Source organism: Bacillus sp. 2CMS4F (assembly GCF_023161785.1).
Taxonomy (GTDB): domain Bacteria; phylum Bacillota; class Bacilli; order Bacillales; family Bacillaceae; genus Bacillus; species Bacillus halotolerans.
This window is the reverse complement of sequence record NZ_JALNTO010000024.1, coordinates 1-23406: the sequence shown is the minus strand read 5'-3', so window position 1 is coordinate 23406 and position 23406 is coordinate 1. Positions and strand designations below refer to the sequence as shown.

The window sequence follows — 23406 nt, the reverse complement described above, 5'->3', positions numbered from 1 at the left end:
TGGATGTTATACATTGGGACCTAGTCGATCAGTTATGGGCTACTTACTGAATGTAATGGAAGAGGTTTTAAATATCGAAAAAATGTTGTCCTCACTTGAGTACGCATATTTCTGAAATTAGTGATTTAAATATAAGATCACTAAAAAAGGCAACACCCTCCATAGGTGTAAGTTTCCTTGTTCAAACACAGCCACACACTCCACATGTATGTGATTTGATAGTACATACTACAGAGAAGGAGTGGCATTAATTCCTTTTAGTAAATTTTCATTTTTCAATGCTCTTACTCTTAGAAATTTCCAACCGTTGATTTAATCTTTTTTTAGAAGGATAGTCACCCTTAAGTTTTGGAAAACGAATTTTCTGATAGTCTACTTTACTATTTTGATCTCGAATAATGATATCCCCTTCAGCGGTTATACATATATTCCCTCTTTCATATGCCTTGTCATGATTAGAGCATAAACATATTCCATTATTTACACTGTCATCACTACATAAATGTGCAGGATAAATATGAGCCGCCACGAGGGAAGAACGCTCATTTACTTCACACATAGCACACTCATTACCGTACGCAGAGAGTATTTTCTCTCTAAAACCTTTATCCCTTACTACTGTTCTAACTACTTTTTCTACGTATTCTCTGCCAGGAGGGTAAGGTCTTCTGGCATTAAGTGCTTCTTCCGACTCTAATTCGATTGTTCCGTCTTCATTAAAAGTTGCTTGTGGTAAATAGTTATATCGTTTTTTGGTCATGTCTAAGAAACCACGTGTCCCTTTATCATCAAATAGAATTTGTACCCTAATCTCTCCTCTATTATGTTCATCCATAGCTAATATAATGGAAAAACTTTATCTTCTGGCAAATTCTCTAAGTAGTGTTCGTTAAGCTGGCGATTTCTATCTATCTTCTCTAATTGCAGCATTATTTGCTTCAATTAAAATCGCTTTGGTAAAGTATTTACCTTCACTATTGATAAAATGCATATAATTCCCCCATAAAGTTCTTATGTTAACTCTATAATATTACAAAAATGAAATCTTATGAACAAAATTTAGCAGAAATATAAGATGCACGTATTAAAGCAAGTTCTACAAAAGCTTATTGAAAAAATGGAAATATTTTTTTTAGGGGGGGGAGAAAAAGATTAAAAATTATCTCCCCCCTACTCTTTCATCTTAATTAGGTACAGTTTAGCTAACTGTATCCCCTAAAACAAGTTTTACTGTCACCTCCACATGATTCGTATGCGGAAACATATCCACAGGCTGCACTTCGCGCGTCGCATACCCGCCATCCTCAAGCACCCGCAAATCTCTCGCAAGCGTACCCGGATTACAGGACACATACACTACCCGCTTCGGCTTCATCTCCACAATCGTCCGCAGGAGGGCTTCGTCGCAGCCTTTTCTTGGCGGGTCGACGACTAGCGTATCGGCCGTGATACCTTCTTCATACCATTTTGGAATCACGGTTTCCGCTTCTCCAACCGCGAACTCTGCGTTTGTGATGCCGTTTAATTCTGCATTTCGTTTGGCGTCTTCAATCGCTTCCGGCACAATCTCTACGCCGTACACTTTTTTCGCCTGCTTCGCCAGGAAGAGAGAAATCGTTCCGATGCCGCAGTAGGCGTCGATGACGGTTTCTTCGCCTTGCAGTTCCGCGTACTCAAGCGCTTTGTCGTATAGCACTTTTGTCTGCTCCGGGTTGACTTGGTAGAACGATCTGGCAGAGATGGCGAATTTGACGTCTCCGATGAGGTCGTAGATGTATTCTTCACCCCAGATGACGTTTGTTTCATTGCCGAAGATGACGTTTGTCTTATTTGGGTTGATGTTTTGCACGATAGATTTGACGTGCGGGAATTGCGCTGTGATGTCTTCGATAATCTTCACTTTGTTCGGGAAGTCGTTTGTTTTTGTGATGAAGACGATCATCATTTCACCCGTAACGACGCCGTATCTGACCATGATGTGGCGGAGCCAGCCTTTGTGGCGTTCTTCGTTGTAGGCTTTGACACCGTAGTTTGCGCAAATGTCTTTGACGGCTTGAACGGCTTCGTCGTTTTTGGATTGCTGGATCAGGCAGGCGCTCATGTCGATGATATCATGGCTTCTTTGCTGATAGAATCCGGCGACGAGTCCGCCTTCTCGTTCTCCCACCGGCACCTGTGCTTTGTTTCTATAGTTCCATGGGTCTTCCATGCCGAGTGTCGGGTGCACGGTGACGTTGGACAGGTCCAGCTTGCCGATCCGTTCTAAGACGTCTTTGACTTGTTTCTGTTTAAACAAGAGCTGGCCTTCGTAGGTCATGTGCTGAAGCTGGCAGCCGCCGCATTGCTTGTAAATTGGGCATGGGGCGTCCGTTCTGTGCGGGCTTTCTTCTTTCAGCTCAATCAGACGGCCAAAAGCAAAGCCTTTTTTGACACGTGTGACTTTGATTTGGGCTTTTTCTTCCGGCAGAGCGTTCGGCACGAAGATCGGGAAGCCCTGCACCTTTGCGACGCCCGCTCCTTCGTGCGTCAAATCTTCAAATGTCACATCGTAGTATTCATTTTTTTCTACTGGGGGTTTCATTTTCATGTATGTTCACCTCTTGTTTTAAGCGAAAGAAAAACTTGGCTCATTAAAGCCAAGTTTTTAGTCATCCAGCTGTTCCGCTTTCTCCTTCGGCATGACGACGTGAATGTGTCGGTACAGATTCACGAATTCGCCCGGCAGCATGCCGCCGTACTCGCCGTCCAGGTTCAGCTGCATCTTTTCTGATACATTGACTTTCACGCGGTTCGCTTTTGTATAAATAATGTGCTGATCGTTGATGTGTTCGCCGCGGAGCGCCATTGATGCGACTCTGATAAATTCAGCAAGGTTTGCTTTCTTTAATATCATCAAATCAAACATGCCGTCATTCAGGCTGGAATCCGGCGCGAGTTTTTCGAACCCGCCGACGGAATTTGTCAGCGTGACCAAAAACAGCATGATTTCACCTTGAAACAGCTTGCCGTCATATTCAATCTCGACTTCTGTCGGACGAAGTGAAGGCAGCATTTCCATACCCTTTAAATAATAAGCAAGCTGGCCGAGCATCGTTTTGAGTTTGCTTGGGACGTCGTACGTCAGCTCCGTCAGGCGGCCTCCGCCGGCGATATTGATAAAATACTGGCCGTTGACCTGTCCGATATCAATTGGGCGGGCAACACCGTTAATCACTGTATCCGCCGCTTTTAAAATATCCTCTCGCGGAATGCCAAGCGCTCTGGCGAAGTCATTTGTTGTGCCGACAGGAATCACGCCGAGTGTCGGACGATTGTCTAGTGGAGCAAGCCCGTTGACGACCTCGTTGATCGTTCCGTCTCCGCCTGCCGCAATGATCAGGTCAAACTCACGCAATGCCGCTTCCTTGGCAGCATGCGTTGCGTCTCCCGCACATGTTGTGGCATGGGTGGAGGTTTCATAGCCGGCTTGTTCAAATTTTTGCAGGACCTGGGCAAGATGCTTTTTAAAAACCTCCCGTCCCGAAGTCGGATTGTATATTATGCGTGCACGTTTCATTATCTCATCATCCTACTTAAGAGTATCCGATCCATTTTTACACTAACAACCTTTAATTATACTATGAGTTAAAAAAATCGCAACAAAATGTACATAATCTTACAGATGAAAACGCACAAAAGCTCAAAACTGATTCTTGTTTTGAGCTTTTGTCATCCTTAACATTCTTTCAGCTTGATTGAAAACCCTTGTAGTCTAGGAAGGGGGAGCATTGGAGCGGAGCGAATGTAGAATTCGTGAGCACCGACGCGCAGACCTGACAACGAATGCGAGGGTTTTTCAACAAGCTGAAAGCCCCAGCATAGCTGAGGCTTTTTGTCATTTTTACTCTTCTTCCGTTCCCGGTTTTTTCTTGCGGAACTTCGCCAATACTTCGTATACGATTGGCACGATCAAGAGAGTCAGAAGCGTCGAACTGATTAAACCGCCGATAACCGTTACGCCGAGTCCTTTTGAAATGACCTGGCTTCCGCCTTCGAAGCCGAGAGCTAATGGAATCAAGGCGCCGATTGTCGCTATGGCTGTCATCAGGATCGGACGGAGTCGTGTGGAGCCCGCTTCTAAGAGCGCTTCTCTCGTAGACAGTCCTTCCGCTTCCTTATGAATCACGCGGTCAATTAAGACAATGGCGTTTGTAACAACGATACCGATCAGCATCAGCATACCGATCATCGCGTTCAGACTGATTGTCTCACCTGATACGTAAAGTCCGACCAGGGCACCGATGATTGTAAACGGCAGTGAGAACAGAATCGCAAATGGCGCTAATGCTCCGCCGAATGTAATCACAAGCACGAGGTAGACGATCGCAATCGCTGCAAGCATCGCTAATCCAAGCTTCGTAAAGGAATCCGCGATATCTGCGGAAACACCGCCTGTATCGATCGTTACGTTGTCAGGCATGTCAAGCTTATCAATTTTCTTCTGTACATCAACGGATACAGCTGTCACGTTATCTGATGCAACCTCACCAGTGACATCAGCATACACTTTCCCGTCACGTTTAGACACCGTATCAGATGTAGTGCCTTCTTTTACTTTTGCCACATCACCAATTTTGACTTCTTTGCCAGTGGCTGATGTGATCTTTTTGTTCTCTAAATCTTTGACACTCTTATACTCGTCTTTTTCGGTTTTAATGTTCACATCAAGCTCTTTGCCGTCTTTTTTCACGGTTGTGAGCGGGTCCTGTGCTGTCTCTGACATTAAGGCCTTAGAAATTTGAGAAGCTGTTAAACCGAGTTTGCTCAGCTTTTCTTGGTCAGCGACAAATGTATACTCATCATATGTGCTGGAAAGGCCTGAGTTTACGTTCTTCAGATCCTTTTCATTCTTCATGACCTTCTCAATGTCTTTGACAGTGTCTTTAATGTCATTTTCTGAATCGCCATACACATAGTATGTCAATTCATTGTTATTGCCTGAAGAGCTGAAGTCCTGTGACTTCCATTCTCCGCGGTCAGACTGCTTTTTGATTTCTTTCAGCACGTTGTCTTTTTCTTTATCAAAATCCGGCGTGTCGCTGTCATATTTGATGTAGAACAATGCGCCGTTTGAATCTCCTCCGGCAAGCGGGCTGCCAGAGCCTAATGAATACTGAACCGTATCGACATGCTTGCGGTCAAGCAGGATTTTTTCTGCTTTTTCAGCTTCATCTTCCGCTTCTTTTTTCGTTTCACCCGGTTCAGGGCTGTATGTGATCTGCATCGTTTTTTCTTCCGCTGACGGAAGGTAGCTGGCACCGATTAACGGTACAAGGAACAAGCTTCCGAGCAGCATCAGAACGGCGATGATAGACGTGATCCATTTGTGGCTCAGCGCCCAGTTCAATACTTTTTTATAGATGTTTGCGAGTCTGCCAGGTTTGTGTTCTTTCGCTTTTACAGGCGCTCCCGTTAATGATTTTTTGAACAGGCTGTGCGCGAGCATTGGCACGAGCGTGATCGAAATCAACAGGGATGCGGCAAGCGCAAATACAATTGTTAAGGCGAAAGGAATAAACAATTCACCAATTTGTCCGCCTACCAGTGCGAGCGGCAGGAATACCGCGATTGTCACAATAGTGGATGACATGATCGGTTTAAACATTTCCTTCGTTGCTTCACGGACCAGGGCTTTTCCGCGCAGCGGTTCATCTTTCAGTCTCATGCGGCGGTAAATGTTTTCGATAACAACGATGGAGTCATCGACAACCCGTCCGATGGCAACGGTCATTGCACCGAGCGTCATGATATTTAATGTAATATCAAGCTGCTGCAGCACAAGCAGTGCGATCAGCAATGATAACGGAATGGAAACGATCGAAATTAATGTTGATTTAATATCTCTTAAGAATAAGAGAATAATCACAATCGCAAAGATAGCGCCGAAAATGGCTTTGCTTAACATTGTGTCAACTGATTCTGTAATCGGTTCTGCCATGTCAAGTGTTGCGCTGTATTCGAAGCCTTTATGGTCTTCTTTGTATTGCTTCAGCTCATCTTTGACACTGTCGGCAACCTCTACCGTGTTGGCATCGTTTGCTTTGATGATGTTGATGCCGATGCTGTCTTTTCCATTTGTGCGGGAAATTGATTCAGCTTTTTTGACATCTTTAATCGTTGCAATGTCAGATAGCTTGACCGTCGGCACGTCTGTGCTAACACTTTGCTGCGCCTGTGCTGCCGCCTGTGCGCTTTGAGACGCTTGTGCACTTTGTGCTGCTGCGGCGCTGCTGCCTGCACTAGTAGCAGATGCCCTTGGAATTCTCATATTCTTCAAATCTTTAATGGTTTCAATATCGCCGCTGACGACGACTGATTTCTCTTCTTTGCCGAATGTGTACAATCCAAGCGGAGTTGTCACATCTGAACCTTGAATCACTTGTTTGACTGTATCTTCATCAAGGTTGTACTCCTTCATTTTGTCTTCTTTGAAAGAGAATTCAACCTCTTCAACCTGCTGGCCTGACACTTGAACAGAAGCTACTCCTTCTGTTCCTTCAAGCTTCGGTACGAGGCCATCTTCCACTTTTTTCGTCAGCTCTTGAAGATTATCTTTATCGCTGGATACGCTGAGCGTCAGAATCGGGAAGGAATTCATGCTGTAGCGGGAAATTTCAGGATCTTTCGCGTCATCAGGCAGGCTGACGTTTTCTAATGCTTCAGCCGCTTCTGTTTTCGCTTTGTCCATATCTTTCTCATAATCATATTCAATCATAACCGACGATGCGTTTTCATAGGACGTGGACGTAACTACGCTCACGCCGTCCAGGTTCTGCACCGCTTGTTCAACCGGTTTCGTTACTTCATCAGCGACTTGGCTAGGCGTCGCTCCCGGATATGTCGTGCTGATTGTCAGGTAAGGCATGTTTACATCAGGAATGGATTCTTGCTTCATATTCATACCCGCGTACAAGCCGGCTGCCGTTACAATAATCGTCATCAGCCATACGGCGAATTTGTTTTTCAGAACGAAATTAATAACGTGATTCATCATATCCTCCATTGTGTTTTTATTGACTGACTGGTCATTCTATATAATACTAAACGGTATAACGCAACATCGTCAACTCATATACCAGAAAATTTTTCTAAATTTTTCAATGATTAAGGGGAAGCACGTCATGAATGAGAAGAAAGAGAGAATCATAAAAACAAGCATTCGTTTATTTGCGAAAAAAGGATACGCTTCGACGACCATCCAGGAAATCGCCAGTGAATGCGGCATCTCAAAAGGCGCTTTTTATCTGCATTTCAAATCAAAAGAAGCGCTGCTATTGTCTGCCTGTGAATATTACATTGGCATGTCTATGAAAAAAATGAAACAAATAGAAGAGGATCTCGCTGGACAGCCGCCTAAAGATGTGCTGAAAAAGCAAATCAGCGCCCAGTTTGAGGATTTTCGCGATCATAAGGATTTTATTGTTCTGTTGCTTACTGAAAATATCATTCCGGAAAACCAAGAAGTGAAGCAATACTTTTACAAAGTCACAGCCGAGACAGATAAACTGTATCGGAACGCTTTGCTTGCGACTTATGGCAAGGAAACTGAGAACTACCTCTCAGACCTCTCCATCATGGCAAGAGGCATTGTGCACTCCTATATGAATGTGATGGTATTTAATGAAGAAATCAAAATTGATGCAGACAACATATCTGAATTTATCATGGAGAGACTGGATGATCTTGTACAGGGGCTAAGCCGTTCCAGCCTGAATCCGCTCATGCCAAAAGACATTTACAGCCTGGTGCCGGCGGATAAAGGCCAGATCCTTCAGGACATTCAAAAAGTGAAAGAAAACACCGCATTGCCTGAGGACATCATCGTTTCGCTCGATGTGATCGAGGAAGAGCTGTCACAGGAAAAGCCGCGCAAGCCGATTATCAAAGGCCTGCTGTCAAATTTGACCGGAAGTGATTTCGAAGAAGTTGAAAAGCTTCGCGCTTTGATCTCTATCTTTATTTCTATTTGATCAAAAAAAAGCAGCTCCCTCTGCAATGAGGAGAGCTGCTTTTTCATTAGCGTTTTTTGATTTCTTCAAGCAGGATTTTGTTAACCATCGGCGGGTTGGCTTGTCCTTTGGACGCTTTCATAATTTGTCCGACAAGGAAGCCGATCGCGCGGTCTTTCCCGTTTTTAAAGTCTTCAATCGACTGAGGATTGTTGTCAAGCGCCTCTGTGACAAGCTTCAGAAGCACGCCTTCATCAGAAATCTGCACAAGGCCTTTTTCTTTTACAATCTTCTCAGCGTCGCCGCCTTTTTCAATTAATTCCTTGAACACTTTCTTCGCGATTTTAGAAGAAATTGTTCCTTTTTCAATCAATTGAATCATGCCGGCAAGGCCTTCCGGTGTCAGCGCAACATCAGAAAGCTCTTTTTGCTCAGCGTTCAGATAAGCTGACACTTCACCCATGAGCCAGTTTGATGCTTGTTTTGCTTCAGCGCCTTTTTGAACTGTTTCTTCGAAGAAGTCTGCCATTTCTTTTGTCAGTGTCAGAACCATCGCATCATATGCAGGCAAGCCAAGCTCATCGATATAACGCTTGCGGCGTTCATCCGGAAGCTCAGGAATGCTTGCTTTTACGCGCTGCTTCCATTCATCGTCAATGTAAAGCTCGACAAGGTCAGGCTCAGGGAAATAACGATAATCGTCAGAACCCTCTTTGACACGCATAAGAATGGTTTTCTTCGTTGCTTCATCGTAACGGCGAGTTTCCTGCTGGATCACACCGCCGGACAGAAGAACCTGCTCCTGGCGTTTTTCTTCATGCTCAAGGCCTTTTTGAACAAACGCAAAGGAGTTCAAGTTTTTCAATTCCGTTTTTGTGCCGAATTCCTCTTGGCCGATCGGACGAAGAGAGATATTGGCGTCACAGCGAAGTGAACCTTCTTCCATTTTACAGTCAGACACGCCTGTATATTGGATGATGGACTTCAGCTTTTCAAGATACGCATATGCTTCTTCCGGCGTGCGGATATCCGGCTCAGATACAATCTCGACAAGCGGCGTTCCCTGGCGGTTGAAGTCAACAAGAGAATAGCCGTCGCCTGTATGCGTCAGTTTTCCGGCATCTTCTTCAAGGTGAAGACGTGTGATGCCGATACGTTTCGTTTTTCCGCCGACTTCAATTTCGATCCAGCCGTTTTCGCCGATCGGCTTATCAAATTGAGAAATCTGATACGCTTTCGGGTTGTCCGGATAGAAATAGTTTTTGCGGTCAAACTTTGTATCCGTTGCGATTTCACAGTTCAGCGCCATAGCCGCTTTCATTGCGAATTCCACGGCTTCTTTGTTTAGTACAGGCAGGACACCCGGATACCCGAGGTCGATGACGCTTGTCTGTGTATTCGCCTCCGCGCCGAATGGCGTCGGAGAGCTTGAGAAAATTTTTGAATTTGTTTTTAATTCAACGTGGACTTCAAGTCCGATTACCGTTTCAAAGTTCAATTCATTTCACCCCTTACAGTTCAGGTTTTGCTTTATGATGGTCTGTCGCTTGTTCGAATGCATGAGCGACGCGGTATACAGTGCTTTCGTCAAAGTGTTTTCCGATGATTTGCAGGCCGAGCGGAAGTCCGTCAGCAAATCCGCATGGCACGCTGATACCCGGAACGCCGGCAAGGTTGACCGGAATCGTTAAAATATCGTTTGCGTACATTGTGAGCGGGTCTTTCGTGTTTTCACCGATTTTAAACGCAGGTGTCGGTGTAGTTGGTCCAACAATGACATCATATTTCTCAAATACGTCTTCGAAGTCTTTCTTAATCAAAGTACGCACTTTTTGCGCCTTTTTGTAGTACGCATCATAGTAACCTGAGCTTAAAGCGAATGTTCCAAGCATGATACGGCGTTTCACTTCATTTCCGAAGCCTTCAGCGCGCGTTTGCTTGTAAAGGTCGATCAGGTTTTCCGCATTGTCCGTGCGGTATCCGTAGCGGATGCCGTCAAAACGTGCAAGGTTGGCAGACGCTTCAGAAGATGACAGCAGGTAATACGTCGCAAGCGCGTATTTACTGTGCGGAAGAGATACTTCTTCCCATGTAGCGCCAAGGCCTTCTAGAACTTTGAGCGCTGCAAGAACAGATTCTCTCGCTTCTTTGCCGACGCCTTCGCCAAGATATTCTTTCGGAACCGCGATTTTCAATCCTTTGATATCGCCAGTTAATGAAGATAGAAAATCCGGAACGTCTACATTTGCGCTTGTAGAGTCCATTTTATCAACGCCTGAAATGGCTTGCAGCAAGAATGCGTTGTCCTCAACCGTACGTGTAATCGGCCCGATTTGGTCTAATGAAGACGCAAATGCGACCAATCCGTAACGGGACACGCGTCCGTATGTAGGCTTTAATCCGACAACGCCGCAGAAAGAGGCCGGCTGGCGGATGGAGCCGCCTGTATCAGAGCCAAGAGAAAACGGAACTTCTCCCGCGGCAACCGCAGCCGCTGAACCGCCGCTTGAACCGCCGGGAACCGTATCTAAGTTCCAAGGGTTTTTCGTCAGCTTGTAAGCTGAGTTTTCTGTTGATGACCCCATGGCGAATTCGTCCATGTTCAGTTTTCCGATTGTGACCGCTTCAGCATCTTGAAGGCGCTGAACGACAGTTGCGTCGTAAATCGGGTCAAAGTTTTCGAGAATTTTGCTGGAGCAAGTTGTGCGCAGCTCTTTTGTTACGATATTATCTTTTACGCCGATCGGCATACCGAAGAGAAGACCATGCTCAGAACGGCTGTCAACCGCCTCATCGAGCTCCTTCGCATACGCGCGCGCTTTTTCTTCATCTAATGCCAAAAAGGCTTGTACCTTATCATCTACCGCTTGAATGCGTTTATAAGATTCATCGACCAGGTCAGAAATCTTAATCTCTTTTTTATGTATGAGCTGTTTTAATTCTGTGATTTTGTGATCAAATAATGACATTCTTGTGTCCCTCCTTTAGTCCAGAATTGATGGCACACGAATATAGCCGTCTTTGTGGTCAGGCGCATTTTTCATGACATCCTCAACCGGAAGACCTTTACCCGCTTCATCTTCTCTCATGACATTTTTCATTTTCAGCACGTGAGTTGTAGGCTCAACATGGTCTGTGTTGACTTCATTCAGCTCCTCGGCAAATGAAATGATGCTGTCAAGCTGTTCAGTGAACATTTTTGCTTCTTCTTCAGTAATCGCAAGTCTCGCAAGATGCGCAACGTGCTTTACTTCTTCTATTGAAATTCGTGACATATGATCCACCTCCACATATTTCTCCGTTAAGTCATATAATACTGATCATATCAAAAACAAGCCCTCTAAAGCAACAAAACGCCTTGGGGCGGGCCTGTGTTTTCGAGACAATACCCTATATATTTTATACTAAAAAGAGGCGAAGGAGAAACGAAATATTTTTCTGAAAATTTTTACTTTAATTATTTTTGAAAGCGTTTTAATCTTTATTCCCTTCTAGGTTTGCCCCGGTATTTCCCGCTGACCGTCTATGTTTCATCGCTTGAATGGGTGGGAATACTTTGTTAGGTTAAGTTACCAAGTGCACCTGCAAAAGAATGTCTTTTATGTCGCACTTGCGCCAGGCCGCTTAACTGGCACCATCAATTTGAGAGGTGATGCAAAATTATTAGAATTGAAGAGAGGGTAAAACGTGAGTATTGAAATTATTATTTCTTTAGGAATTTACTTTATTGCCATGCTGTTAATCGGCTGGTATGCATTTAAGAAAACAACTGATATTAACGATTACATGCTTGGAGGAAGAGGTCTCGGGCCGTTTGTTACTGCTTTGTCTGCCGGAGCGGCGGATATGAGCGGATGGATGCTGATGGGTGTTCCCGGCGCGATGTTTGCGACAGGGCTGTCAACCTTATGGCTTGCTTTAGGTCTTACAATCGGGGCGTACTCAAACTACTTGCTGCTGGCTCCAAGGCTGCGTGCTTATACGGAAGCGGCGGATGACGCGATTACGATTCCTGATTTCTTTGATAAACGATTCCAGCATTCTTCATCACTGCTGAAAATCGTATCTGCTTTGGTTATCATGATCTTTTTCACATTGTATACCTCTTCCGGTATGGTATCTGGCGGACGGCTGTTTGAATCTGCTTTTGGCGCGGATTACAAACTGGGCTTGTTTCTGACTACCGCGGTTGTCGTGTTATATACACTGTTTGGCGGTTTCCTTGCTGTCAGTCTGACTGACTTTGTACAGGGTGCGATCATGTTTGCAGCACTAGTGCTTGTGCCGATCGTTGCTTTTACCCATGTGGGCGGCGTTGCTCCTGCTTTCCATGAAATCAGCGCTGTTAACCCAAATCTATTGGATATCTTTAAAGGCGCGAGCGTCATTAGCATTATTTCCTATTTAGCCTGGGGCTTGGGCTACTACGGCCAGCCTCATATTATCGTCCGGTTTATGGCCATTAAAAACATTAAAGATTTAAAACCTGCACGCCGAATCGGCATGAGCTGGATGGTTATTTCAGTTCTCGGTTCCGTGCTGACCGGTTTAATCGGTGTTGCTTACGCCCATAAATTCGGAGTTGCTGTAAAAGATCCGGAGATGATTTTCATTATCTTCTCTAAAATCCTGTTCCACCCTTTAATTACAGGATTCTTATTGTCAGCTATTTTGGCTGCGATCATGAGTTCCATCTCTTCACAGCTCTTAGTAACAGCAAGTGCTGTGACAGAGGATTTATACCGGACGTTTTTCAGACGAAAAGCTTCCGATAAAGAACTAGTAATGGTCGGGCGTCTGTCCGTCTTAGTGATTGCCGTTATTGCGGTTCTCTTATCCTTGAACCCGAGCAGCACCATTCTTGATTTGGTCGGATACGCGTGGGCCGGCTTCGGTTCAGCTTTCGGGCCTGCGATTCTGCTCAGCCTGTATTGGAAGCGGATGAACGAATGGGGCGCGCTTGCTGCGATGATTGTCGGGGCTGCGACCGTGTTGATCTGGATTACAACCGGCCTGGCAAAATCAACCGGCGTGTACGAAATCATCCCTGGGTTTATCCTCAGTATGATTGCCGGCATTATCGTCAGCATGATCACAAAGCGGCCTGCAAAAGCCTCTTACCGATTATTCGGTGTCATGGAAAAACTGTTAAAACGCAAAAAATAATCAAAAAGCCATCAAGCGCTGCTTGGTGGCTTTTGTGCCCTTGTTTTGCGATAAATACTGTGAGAAAATCATATTTATTTAAAAACACCATAGATAAGGGGGAAGTTGCTGTTGAGCTGGTATATTGATCCTGACATTTTATTGAAATTAGGCATTGCCACTTTGATTGGCATGGTCATCGGGCTGGAGCGCGAGCTGAAGAATAAGCCGCTCGGGTTAAAAACCTGTATCGTTATCGCCGTCAGCTCATGCATGCTGACGATCGTCAGTATTAACGCGGCATATCATTTCCCTAAATACTACCGCATCATGATGGACCCGCTGCGTCTGCCGGCGCAAATCATCTCCGGCGTCGGGTTTATCGGCGCAGGTGTCATTTTGCGGAAAAGCAACGACGTCATTTCCGGCTTAACCACATCGGCTATGATTTGGGGTGCGGCAGGGCTCGGGCTTGCTACCGGAGCGGGATTTTACAAAGAAGCCTTTGCCAGCCTTCTGTTCATCCTGATCAGCGTTGAATTTCTTCCGTGGGCGGTCAGAAAAATCGGTCCAGACCGTCTGCAGGAAAAAGACATCCGCATCAGAATGTCACTTTCTGATAAAGACAAAATGACAGAGATCTTAAAAGAAATGAAAAGAAGAAACATTAAGACACACTCCGTCCGAATCGATGACCTTCATGAAAAAGAATTTCCGATCATGGAAGTCAAAGTCCGTGTTCATAAAAACAGATATACGACCGATGTCTACTATGATATAAAAGACATTGAAGGTGTAGTCGGCGTGAAGTGCGATACATTATAAAAGCCAATGGGGCATTATATCCCATTGGCTTTTTTCGTTCTAGACGAGCTTAGAAAAATCAAATTCTGTGATCGGCGTGCGGTTTTCTATATCCCTTCTGAAACCGGCCAGCATTTCTTTTTCTTCTGCGCCTATTGAGTTAAGATCAAACATTTGATGCAGCAGTCCGTATATCAGCATGTGACGCAGACGGAGAAAATCAGGTATTCTTTTCAGCCACGAAGCATCAAGATCATTTTCTTCTCTGTATCCGTTCATAAAGTGCGTCATAAATTCCTCTGTAAATACGGCTTTATTTTCATATGGAACGACCGGGTACCACAGCACATTATAGAGGAGAATGCTGATATCATTGACAAACCAATTGTAGCCGATGTCATCAAAATCAAATGTTGTGATTTTCCCTTGGTCCCAGTTAAAATTGCCATGGTGGAGGTCTGCATGAACCAAGCCATAGCTGTCCCTGCTTTTTGGTAATTGGCGCAGTTCATTCATTAGCTCATCCGCCTGCTGAAACACCTGAGTCTGGTCTTCCGGCACGTATTTTCTAAGCATCAGCTGCTCTTCTTCATCCCACTCCTGTCTTTTAAAAGCAGGATTGTTGAGCTTGTAGCTTTTTGTCAAGCTGTGCATTTTCCCTGTGTAACTGCCAAGCTCAAAAAATAGGGTTTCATTCCAGTCGGATTCGTTCACTTTGTGCCCCGGCGCCTTCTCATAGGCTCGCAATAAAAATGCTCCGCCGCTTCCGTCAGGGACTTCTTCAACCTCTGTGCCGTTTAGCGACGAAATCGGTTTTGCGACTGAAAGCCCGCCCTCATCCAGATGACGGAGCCATTCCATTTCACCCATCATATAATCAGCCGATCTGCGAATTGTATGGGTAATCTTTAAAATATAAGGTTCATTGTCTTTTATAAACTCATATACATAGTTTTCGGCATCAGCCAGAAAACGCACCTGATTTCTTGAAAAACCGTATCTCTCCGCAGCCTCTGCCAAAACCTTCTCCTCACGAAATACTTTTTTGATTTCTTTATGCACGTTTATCTCCCTTTCTATACCTTTGATTTCTTCTATTGTTTTTACACGATTTCCAGCATCAACATACCCCCATTTGGTTTTTGTTTCGGCAGAAGCGGAAACGGTTGCGGTTTCCTTATACTGTTAATTGTAACACAAAAAAACCCTCGAGCCTTAATTGGCACAAGGGTTTTGCATGTTTATCAGTCATAAATGTGAACAGTCGGCTCTTTATCGCCAGCATCGCGGAGAATAACTGCTTCCTGTCCGTCTGAGGATGTAATATCCACTTCGAGATCTAGTGAGCTCTTTGAGTAGTAGTCCATGACTTCACCCGTTAAGAACTGGGTAAACGCGACGACTTCACTCTTTCCGTAGAATTGCATCGGAATTTCAATTTTCATTTTCTTCATTTCATCGTTTTCATACAGGGCCGTTCCGACAACACCTGTGTAGTTCGGGAAGTAGTTGTCAATTGAGTTTTTGAACCGTTTAAAGACTTCAGTATCATCAGGATATTTCTCTGCAGTGCTCGTATCGGCCGGATAGAAGACGTATTTTTCATTTACATCATCCCAGTTTGAGATATCAGAGGAGCCTGCTTTGACTTCTGTTTTGGCGATAAAATTGCCGGGAACGATTGATGTTTTGGACGCCTGTTTGTAAAGCGCAATCGTAATCGGCACATTTTTCAGGTTGTCTTTTTTGCGAAGGCGGTTAATGACCTCCTGCGCGATTTTTTCTCCCTGTTTACGGAGTGTGCTGTTGTCAATCTCCACTTCTTTTTGAGGGTCGCCTGTTTTTTCACGGTAGTAATACACTGAATTTAACGCCAAGCCGATCATAACGCCGCCAAGCTGGATGGAATTCTTGTCTTTTCTGACTAAGTAATCATGTTCCAGCATAGAAGCTAAATAAACCGGACTGCTTTCGTTTTTCTCTTCAGTCGAACCAGAGCTAGGGAGTGCTGGGTTCAGGCCCTCGTTTTTAAAGTTTTTATCTTCTTTTTGGGCTTTTTTCAGATCAGAGCCTGTTTTTTTCCGAGCCAGCCAGCTTAATACTGTATCTTCATCTAAGTATTGTCCTTCTTGGAACAGATAATCGTCTGTCGAGAAAGAGTCCTGGGCAAGGCGCATCAGTCCCGTTTCAAACTCATCAATATCAAGTCTTGTATTCAGCTGTTCCGTTGTCAGGCCGCGTGCTTTCCCCGCCTTAAACGGAAGCACCATTTTGTAATAGGAGTCAGAGATATTGTATTTCGGGATAATCGCTTTTTCTGACGATTTCGCCGTTTTTTGCGTAATCTCTTCCTCCTTCTTCCCCCCAAAACCTGACGAACAGGCAGACAGCATTAACACTGCCGCCGTTGCCGCCATTACCAACGTCTTTTTCAATAGAAAACACTCCTCTTATTTCTTTAGCTCTCCCATTAACTGTTCTTCATTCCACACTTCAATATTCAGCTCTTGCGCTTTTGTCAGCTTGCTTCCCGCCGCTTCTCCAGCGATGACCAAGTCTGTGTTTTTGCTGACGCTTCCAGTCATCTTTCCGCCGAGCGCTTCAATTTGCGCTTTCGCTTCGTTTCTTGACAGCTCTTCCAGCTTTCCTGTCAGAACGATGGTTTTGCCTGCAAAATAGGAATCGCTGTCCTCTGCTTTTACTTTTTTCGGACCTTTATAAAGTGTGTTTACGCCCAGCTCCTCAAGCTCTGCCAAAAGCTCGAGCATTTCTTCTTTATGGAAATAGGTGATGACTGCGTCAGCCATTTTTTCACCGATTTCATCTATTGCGAGAAGCTCCTCTATGGTGGCTTTTTTCAGATTATCCAAGCTTTCAAAGTGCATGGCGAGCGTCTTTGCAGCCTTCGAGCCGATAAAGCGGATGCCGAGGCCGAATAACAGGCGCTCTAATGAATTTTCCTTCGATTTCTGTATAGAGCTGATCAGGTTTTCAGTTGATTTTTCGCCCATGCGTTCGAGCTGAATCACCTGTTCCTTCGTCAGCTTATACAGATCTGCCACATTTCTGACGAGATTCTCCTGAAACAGCTGTGTGATGACTCGTTCGCCAAGCCCGTCAATGTTCATGGCATTGCGGGAGACAAAATGAATCAGCCCTTCTCTGATTTGTGCAGGGCATTCAGGATTGATACAGCGAAGTGCCACTTCTCCTTCAATCCGGACGAGTTCACTGCCGCATTCAGGGCATTCTGTCGGCATGCTGAATTCCTTTTCTTCCCCTGTCCGCTGTTCAACGAGAACGTTCACGACTTCAGGAATGATATCGCCCGCTTTTTTGATGACTACCTTATCCAAAATCCGGATATCCTTCTCTCTAATTAAATCTTCGTTATGAAGGGATGCTCTTGAGACCGTTGTACCGGCTACTTTTACTGGCTCAAGAATCGCGGTCGGCGTAATCACACCCGTTCTTCCGACATTTAATTCGATATCGAGAAGCTTTGTCACGACTTCTTCTGCGGGAAACTTATATGCGATGGCCCAGCGCGGGCTTTTCGCCGTAAAACCAAGCTCCTCCTGCTGATCAAGGGAATCCACTTTGATGACGATGCCGTCAATTTCATACGGGAGATCGGCGCGTTTCGCCTGAAGCTCATCGATCATCGCAATGACTTCTTCAATGCTGCCGCATTTTTTCCGTTCCTGGTTCGTTTTAAAGCCGATGTCGTCGAGAAAATCAAGTCCTTGGCTTTGTGTCTCCACACCCATTTCGTCAAGCTCCGCTATACTGTAGACGAAGATATCGAGATTTCGTTTCGCCGCAATTTTAGGGTCGAGCTGTCTGAGTGATCCCGCAGCGGCATTGCGCGGATTTGCGAACGGTTCTTCCTCGTTTTTGACCCGTTCTTCATTGAGCGCTTCAAACGAACGCTTCGGCATATACGCCTCGCCGCGCACTTCAATCGAAAGGCTGCGTTTCATTTTGAGCGGAATAGTGCGGATCGTCTTCAGATTTTCCGTAATATCCTCTCCCGTTGTCCCATCGCCTCTTGTCGCGCCTCTGACAAAATAGCCGTCTTCATAACGGAGAGAAACAGCAAGACCGTCTATCTTCAGCTCCACATTATACGCCACATCATCACCCACGGCCTGTCGCACACGGCGGTCAAAGTCGCGGAGATCGTCAGCATTAAACGCGTTGCCCAGGCTGAGCATCGGCGTGCCGTGAGTGACTTTTTGAAACGCATCAAGCACAGCGCCGCCGACACGCTGTGTAGGAGAATCAGGCGTTCTGAGGTCTGGATGCTCCTCCTCAATCGCAATCAGCTCCTGCATCAATCTGTCGTATTCGGCATCCGGGACGCTCGGTTCATCTAAGGTGTAATATTTATAGCTATACTTGTTGATGGTGCGGCGCAGTTCTTCTGCCCGCTGCTTCGCTGTTTCTTTGTCCATCTGCTTCTTCCTTTCCTCTTCAATTACTGCTTTTCTATTGGCGCGAATGCCGCTAACAGGCGTTTCACACCGATCGGGCTCGGGAAGGCAATATCGAGTTCGGTCCCTTCTCCTTCGCCTTTCACGCTGACAACGGTGCCTGTGCCCCATTTTTTATGCCCGGCTTTATCTCCGACAGCCCAGTTTAGGGTATCGCCGCCTGTTTTGCTTGCGTAGGACACCGGACGGGAAACAGGGCCGCGTCTCGGCTGCATTTTTCTCGCAGACGGCGCTCTCGTTTCTTTTTTCTCATTTAGGTTTTCCAATAAATCATCTGGAATTTCACCGATAAAGCGTGATTCCGGGTTCATGTTTGTTCTGCCAAACAACGTGCGCATTTTTGCGTTGGTCAGATAAAGCTCCTGCTCCGCTCTTGTAATGCCCACGTAAGCGAGACGGCGTTCTTCTTCCATCTCTGCTTCTTCCATCAGTGAACGGCTGTGCGGGAAGACGCCTTCCTCAAGTCCCATAAGGAAAACAACCGGGAATTCCAGTCCTTTTGCGGCGTGCAGCGTCATCAGTGTGATCGCATCCGTGCCGCCGGATTCTTCCTCTTTCTGGTCGAGCTGGTCGATATCAGCGATCAGTGCCAAATCTGTCAGGAACGCAACGAGTGTTTTGTCTTCGCTTTTCTGTTCAAAGTTTTTCGTTACAGACAGGAACTCGTCGATGTTTTCTAAACGGCTTTGGGCTTCAATTGATTTTTCAGCCTTCAGCATCTCTCTGTATTCGGTTTTATCGAGAATTTCTTCGGTCAGCTCGGTAATTGATAAATAGTCCTGCATGTTTGTCAGGTTCTCAATCATCTGTCTGAAGCTGTCGAGCGCGTTTGCTGCCTTGGCGCTGACGCCAATGAAATCAACCTGCTGAATCGCTTGGAATAGTGACAAGCCGTTCATCGCTGCATATGAAGCGATTTTTTCAAGCGATGTGGCGCCGACCCCGCGCTTCGGCACATTGACAATACGCGTGAAGCTGATGTCATCATCCGGATTGGATACGAGACGCAGGTACGCGAGGATATCTTTGATTTCTTTTCTGTCATAGAACTTTGTGCCGCCGACAATGTTATAGTTCAGGCCCGCTTTGAGAAGCGTTTCCTCAATCACACGGGACTGGGCGTTTGTCCGGTACAAGATGGCGATATCCGACAGCTTCCGTTTGCCGGTGTTATGAAGCTCATAAATTTTCCCGGCAACAAATTGTCCTTCACCGAATTCATTGTCTCCGCGGTAATAGGAAATTTTAATTCCTTCATCGTTTTCCGTCCATAGATTTTTCGGCTTTCGGTTTGTGTTGTTTTGGATCACTTCGTTGGCCGCGCGCAAGATCCGTTTTGTTGAACGGTAGTTTTGTTCAAGCAAAATGACGCTGGCATTCGGATAATCCTTTTCAAAAGAAAGAATGTTGGCAATGTCCGCCCCGCGCCATCTGTAGATGGACTGGTCGGAGTCACCGACAACACAAAGGTTCTGGAAACGCTCCGCCAGCTGCTTCACGAGCATGTATTGCGCTCTGTTCGTATCCTGATACTCATCGACGTGGATGTATTGGAATTTGCGCTGATAAAACTCAAGCACTTCCGGAATACGGTCAAATAGTTTAATGGTCGTCATAATTAAGTCGTCGAAATCAAGCGACTGGTTTTTCAGCAGTTTTTTCTGATAATCAGTGTATACATCGCTGACGACCTGATCATAGTAGCCGCCGGCAACCTTAGAAAATTCCTCAGGTTCGGTTAATTCATTTTTCGCACTGCTGATCGTGCCGAGGATGCTCCTCGGATCAAATTTTTTCGGATCGAGGTTACGTTCCTTCAAAATTCCCTTGATGACTGAAAGCTGGTCAGCCGTATCAAGGATTGAGAAATTGCGGTTGATCCCGATGCGGTCGATATCTCGGCGCAAAATCCGCACACACATGCTGTGGAACGTGGAAATCCAGATATCATCCGCTCCGGGCCCGAGAATGCTCTCCACACGTTCTTTCATTTCTCTGGCCGCTTTATTTGTAAATGTGATCGCCAGAATGTTCCACGGCGCCACATGCTTTTCCGCCATTAAGTAAGCGATTCTGTGCGTCAGGACACGCGTCTTTCCGCTTCCCGCTCCCGCCATCAGCAGCAAAGGCCCGTCCGTTGTTTTGACAGCTTCCTGCTGAACGGGGTTTAATCCGCTTAATAGTTGATTGCTAATGTAATTCAAAATTCGTCACCCGCCTATACAAACATATGTTCTATCATAAACCAAATCCGTACATTTCGCTACTCGCCTTTGACAGCTGCTACTGTCTTCAGCGCTTCATCAAAATCCTCATACACAGCGTTGCCCACCACAATGACATCCGCGTGCTCGGCATACTGTTTCGCCGTCTCCGCATCTTTAATGCCGCCTCCGTAAAACAGGGTGGACGTTTCCAATACAGCCTTCGTTTTCTTCACGGCTTCTATGTCCCCAAGAGCGCCGCTGTATTCCAGATAAAAAATCGGCAGCTGCAGCAGCTCAGACACGCGCGCATAGGCGATGATATCGTCATGATTCAGATTGGTGTCCGCCTCCGTTAAAGCCGCGGCTTTGCAATCAGGATTTACGATACAGTAGCCTTCCGCCACGATTTCTTCCATCGACATCAGTTCTCCATATTCCTTCATGGCTTTCTGATGCATCCCGACAATCCAATCCGGATTTTTGCTGTTTAATACACTCGGAATAAAATATAAGTCAAAGCCAGGGACAATCGCTTCAATCGCTGACACCTCAAGGACACACGGCACCAAAAACCGTCTCACCTGAGACAGCATCCGCAGGACATTATCCTCCGTCACACCGTCGCTTCCTCCGATAATGACCGCATCAGTCCCTGACTCACAAAGAATCTCAAGCTGTTCATCAGGCAAATCTTTATTTGGATCGAGTTTAAAGACATGCTTCCACTCCGTTACATCGTACACGTCATCCGTTCCTCCATTCGTTTCTTACCATTTAAACATTATAACAAATTCACATAGCGCGGAAAAACGGAAAAAGCCGTCATTCTCGTTATTCACTGAAAAAGGTGTTTTGATTCTATTTCCGCAGAAAAAAAGCGGCTGTTCCGCTCTCTTTTTATAGAAAAAACACAGTAATATTTTCTATTGTTTGGAAACGCTCCAACAGTGGAAATGGTTACATAAAAAGGGAGGCTAACAGATGGAATATATCATTATTGCACTTATTGCATTTATCATCGGGATCATCGTTATCCCCATCGCATTGTTTGTCTGGATCTACATAAAGGACGAAAAACAGCAGGAGCATTCAATCCTCCGCAATTATCCTGTCATCGGAAGGTTTCGCTATATTTTTGAAAAAATCGGACCGGAGCTGCGGCAGTATTTATTCAGCAATGACAATGAGGAACAGCCTTTTTCACGAAAAGAATATGAGCAAACAGTCATATCAGGAAAATACAAAAGCAGAATGATGGGATTCGGATCGGTAAGAGATTTTGATCAACCGGGCTATTATATCCGAAACGCCCTTTTCCCAAAGCAAAAAGAAGAATTGCGTGTGGGCCAGTCTCCGAAAATCGAAACCCACATCTATAAAATCGATTCGGACAATCTGTTCAGACGCAGCGAACATGCCGAACGTACCAAGGCTGATCCGTATTTTCTCCATCCGGATGATGTTCAAGTCATCGGTGGGAGTACATGCGAAAAGCCTTTTTATGTGAAGGGATTAGTCGGTCAATCCGCCATGAGCTACGGTTCACTTGGAGAGCGCGCCATTACGGCGCTGTCAAAAGGGCTGCACCAGGCGGGCGGCACTTGGATGAATACCGGTGAAGGCGGATTGTCTGAGTATCACTTAAAGGGAGGTGCTGATATCATCTGCCAAATCGGCCCCGGTCTATTTGGCGTACGCAATAGAAAAGGGGAATTTTCGTGGGAGGAATTTAAAAAGAAAAGCCGGCTAGATCAAATTAAAGCGTTTGAGCTGAAGCTCGCACAAGGAGCCAAAACCCGCGGCGGACATGTGGATGGCGCTAAAGTATCAGAAGAGGTGGCAGACATCCGGAATGTCGAACCCGGAAAATCAATCGACAGCCCAAACCGCTTTCATGAATTTTCAAGCGCGCCTGAAATGCTGGATTTTATTGAAAAGCTGCGAGACGTCGGTCAAAAGCCGGTCGGCATTAAAATTGTTGCAGGCCAGCCTGATGACTTGCATGAGCTTTTTTCTTATATGCAGAAAAGCGGAAAACATCCTGATTTTATTACGGTAGACGGTAGTGAAGGCGGTACCGGCGCTTCCTTCTATGAGCTTGCCGACACAGTCGGCCTCCCGATTATGACGGCGCTCCCTATCGTTGATACGCTGCTCAGACAATACGGCTTGCGTGACCGTATGAAACTTTTTGCTTCCGGAAAGCTGCTGACCCCTGACAAAATCGCGGTCGCTTTAGCTCTGGGCGCTGACTTTGTCAACATTGCACGCGGCATGATGTTTTCAGTCGGATGCATCCGCGCCCTCGTATGCCACACCAACACATGCCCGGCAGGCGTTGCAACAACAGATCCGAAGCTGCAAAAAGCGCTGAGCGTTGAGGAAAAACAGCACCGCGTCTGCAACTACGTCATTTCGCTGCGTGAGGGGCTGTTTAATCTGGCCGCCGCAGCCGGGATCGATTCGCCGGTTCACTTTTCCAAGGAGCATGTTGTCTACCGAAAAGAGGATGGCAGCACAGTTGACATCGACAATCTGATTGAGAAAATTGTTTCATAAAAAAACCGCCCCTTGCCAGACGGGACTGACCCCATAAGATGAGACAAATAAAAAACACCTTCAAGTTTGAAAACGGATAGTAGTTATCCTTAAATAAGACTTGGAGGTGTTTTTTGTATGGGAACAAGAGTGAGTTATCCGATTGAAGTCAAACAGAAGGCTGTAGAAATGAGATTGGCAGGCGTGCCTATGAAAGAGATCATGCAG

Annotated in this window: 15 protein-coding genes and 1 pseudogene; 4 read left to right on the top strand and 12 right to left on the bottom strand. The window is 45.7% G+C overall.

Annotation, left to right across the window (positions count from 1 at the left end; genetic code table 11):
* Positions 1-268 precede the first annotated feature (268 nt).
* The 4 genes from MTN95_RS21115 to srfP form a co-directional block, all read right to left on the bottom strand.
* Positions 269-760: an HNH endonuclease gene (locus MTN95_RS21115; RefSeq protein WP_248339910.1), complete on the bottom strand. Its 492-nt coding sequence runs from the start codon at positions 758-760 to the stop codon at positions 269-271.
* Between the two features lie 438 nt (positions 761-1198).
* Positions 1199-2587, bottom strand: a complete 1389-nt coding sequence (rlmD, locus tag MTN95_RS21110) for a 23S rRNA (uracil(1939)-C(5))-methyltransferase RlmD (RefSeq protein WP_248339909.1) — start codon at positions 2585-2587, stop codon at positions 1199-1201.
* A 57-nt stretch (positions 2588-2644) separates the two neighbouring features.
* Complete coding sequence (locus MTN95_RS21105) at positions 2645-3556, bottom strand: diacylglycerol kinase (RefSeq protein ID WP_010333270.1); 912 nt, start codon at positions 3554-3556, stop codon at positions 2645-2647.
* 324 nt (positions 3557-3880) lie between these two features.
* A complete protein-coding gene (srfP, locus tag MTN95_RS21100; RefSeq protein WP_248339919.1) occupies positions 3881-7030 on the bottom strand; it encodes an efflux RND transporter permease subunit in 3150 nt (1049 codons plus the stop codon).
* Positions 7031-7160: 130 nt separating this feature from the next.
* Here srfP and MTN95_RS21095 point away from each other — a divergent pair.
* Positions 7161-8025, top strand: a pseudogene (locus tag MTN95_RS21095) (TetR/AcrR family transcriptional regulator); the annotation flags it as partial.
* Between the two features lie 30 nt (positions 8026-8055).
* On the opposite strand, the gene gatB reads toward MTN95_RS21095, so the two are convergent.
* From gatB to gatC, 3 genes are read right to left on the bottom strand one after another with little or no spacing between them, the layout of a single operon-like run.
* Positions 8056-9486, bottom strand: a complete 1431-nt coding sequence (gene gatB, locus MTN95_RS21090) for an Asp-tRNA(Asn)/Glu-tRNA(Gln) amidotransferase subunit GatB (RefSeq protein WP_010333268.1) — start codon at positions 9484-9486, stop codon at positions 8056-8058.
* A gap of 13 nt (positions 9487-9499) precedes the next feature.
* Positions 9500-10957 carry an Asp-tRNA(Asn)/Glu-tRNA(Gln) amidotransferase subunit GatA gene (gatA, locus tag MTN95_RS21085; protein ID WP_105991285.1) on the bottom strand — a complete coding sequence of 486 codons (1458 nt, stop codon included), beginning with the start codon at positions 10955-10957 and terminating at the stop codon, positions 9500-9502.
* 15 nt (positions 10958-10972) lie between these two features.
* A complete protein-coding gene (gene gatC / locus MTN95_RS21080) occupies positions 10973-11263 on the bottom strand; it encodes an Asp-tRNA(Asn)/Glu-tRNA(Gln) amidotransferase subunit GatC (RefSeq protein ID WP_024120463.1) in 291 nt (96 codons plus the stop codon).
* Positions 11264-11675: 412 nt separating this feature from the next.
* Here gatC and opuE point away from each other — a divergent pair, with 412 nt between their 5' ends.
* Together opuE and MTN95_RS21070 are read left to right on the top strand one after the other, a co-directional pair.
* Positions 11676-13154, top strand: coding sequence for a proline transporter OpuE (opuE, locus tag MTN95_RS21075; RefSeq protein WP_105954750.1), 1479 nt, complete (start codon positions 11676-11678; stop codon positions 13152-13154).
* Positions 13155-13259: 105 nt separating this feature from the next.
* Positions 13260-13958 carry an MgtC/SapB family protein gene (locus MTN95_RS21070; RefSeq protein ID WP_081638247.1) on the top strand — a complete coding sequence of 233 codons (699 nt, stop codon included), beginning with the start codon at positions 13260-13262 and terminating at the stop codon, positions 13956-13958.
* Positions 13959-13997: 39 nt separating this feature from the next.
* On the opposite strand, the gene MTN95_RS21065 is transcribed toward MTN95_RS21070, so the two are convergent.
* The 5 genes from MTN95_RS21065 to pcrB form a co-directional block, all read right to left on the bottom strand.
* Positions 13998-15005, bottom strand: coding sequence for a phosphotransferase enzyme family protein (locus tag MTN95_RS21065; protein ID WP_248339918.1), 1008 nt, complete (start codon positions 15003-15005; stop codon positions 13998-14000).
* 176 nt (positions 15006-15181) lie between these two features.
* On the bottom strand, positions 15182-16372 hold the full coding sequence (locus MTN95_RS21060; RefSeq protein WP_024120459.1) for a CamS family sex pheromone protein: 1191 nt from the start codon (positions 16370-16372) through the stop codon (positions 15182-15184).
* Between the two features lie 15 nt (positions 16373-16387).
* Positions 16388-18394: an NAD-dependent DNA ligase LigA gene (gene ligA / locus MTN95_RS21055; RefSeq protein ID WP_248339907.1), complete on the bottom strand. Its 2007-nt coding sequence runs from the start codon at positions 18392-18394 to the stop codon at positions 16388-16390.
* A gap of 23 nt (positions 18395-18417) precedes the next feature.
* Entirely contained in the window at positions 18418-20637 is a 2220-nt protein-coding gene (gene pcrA / locus MTN95_RS21050; RefSeq protein ID WP_105954746.1) for a DNA helicase PcrA, read from the bottom strand.
* A 59-nt stretch (positions 20638-20696) separates the two neighbouring features.
* On the bottom strand, positions 20697-21383 hold the full coding sequence (gene pcrB / locus MTN95_RS21045) for a heptaprenylglyceryl phosphate synthase (protein WP_202853386.1): 687 nt from the start codon (positions 21381-21383) through the stop codon (positions 20697-20699).
* A 238-nt stretch (positions 21384-21621) separates the two neighbouring features.
* Between pcrB and MTN95_RS21040 the strand changes: the two genes are divergently transcribed.
* The gene (locus MTN95_RS21040; protein ID WP_248339906.1) at positions 21622-23199 is read left to right on the top strand and encodes an FMN-binding glutamate synthase family protein; all 1578 of its coding nucleotides are present in this window, start codon (positions 21622-21624) and stop codon (positions 23197-23199) included.
* The last annotated feature ends 207 nt before the right edge of the window (positions 23200-23406 follow it).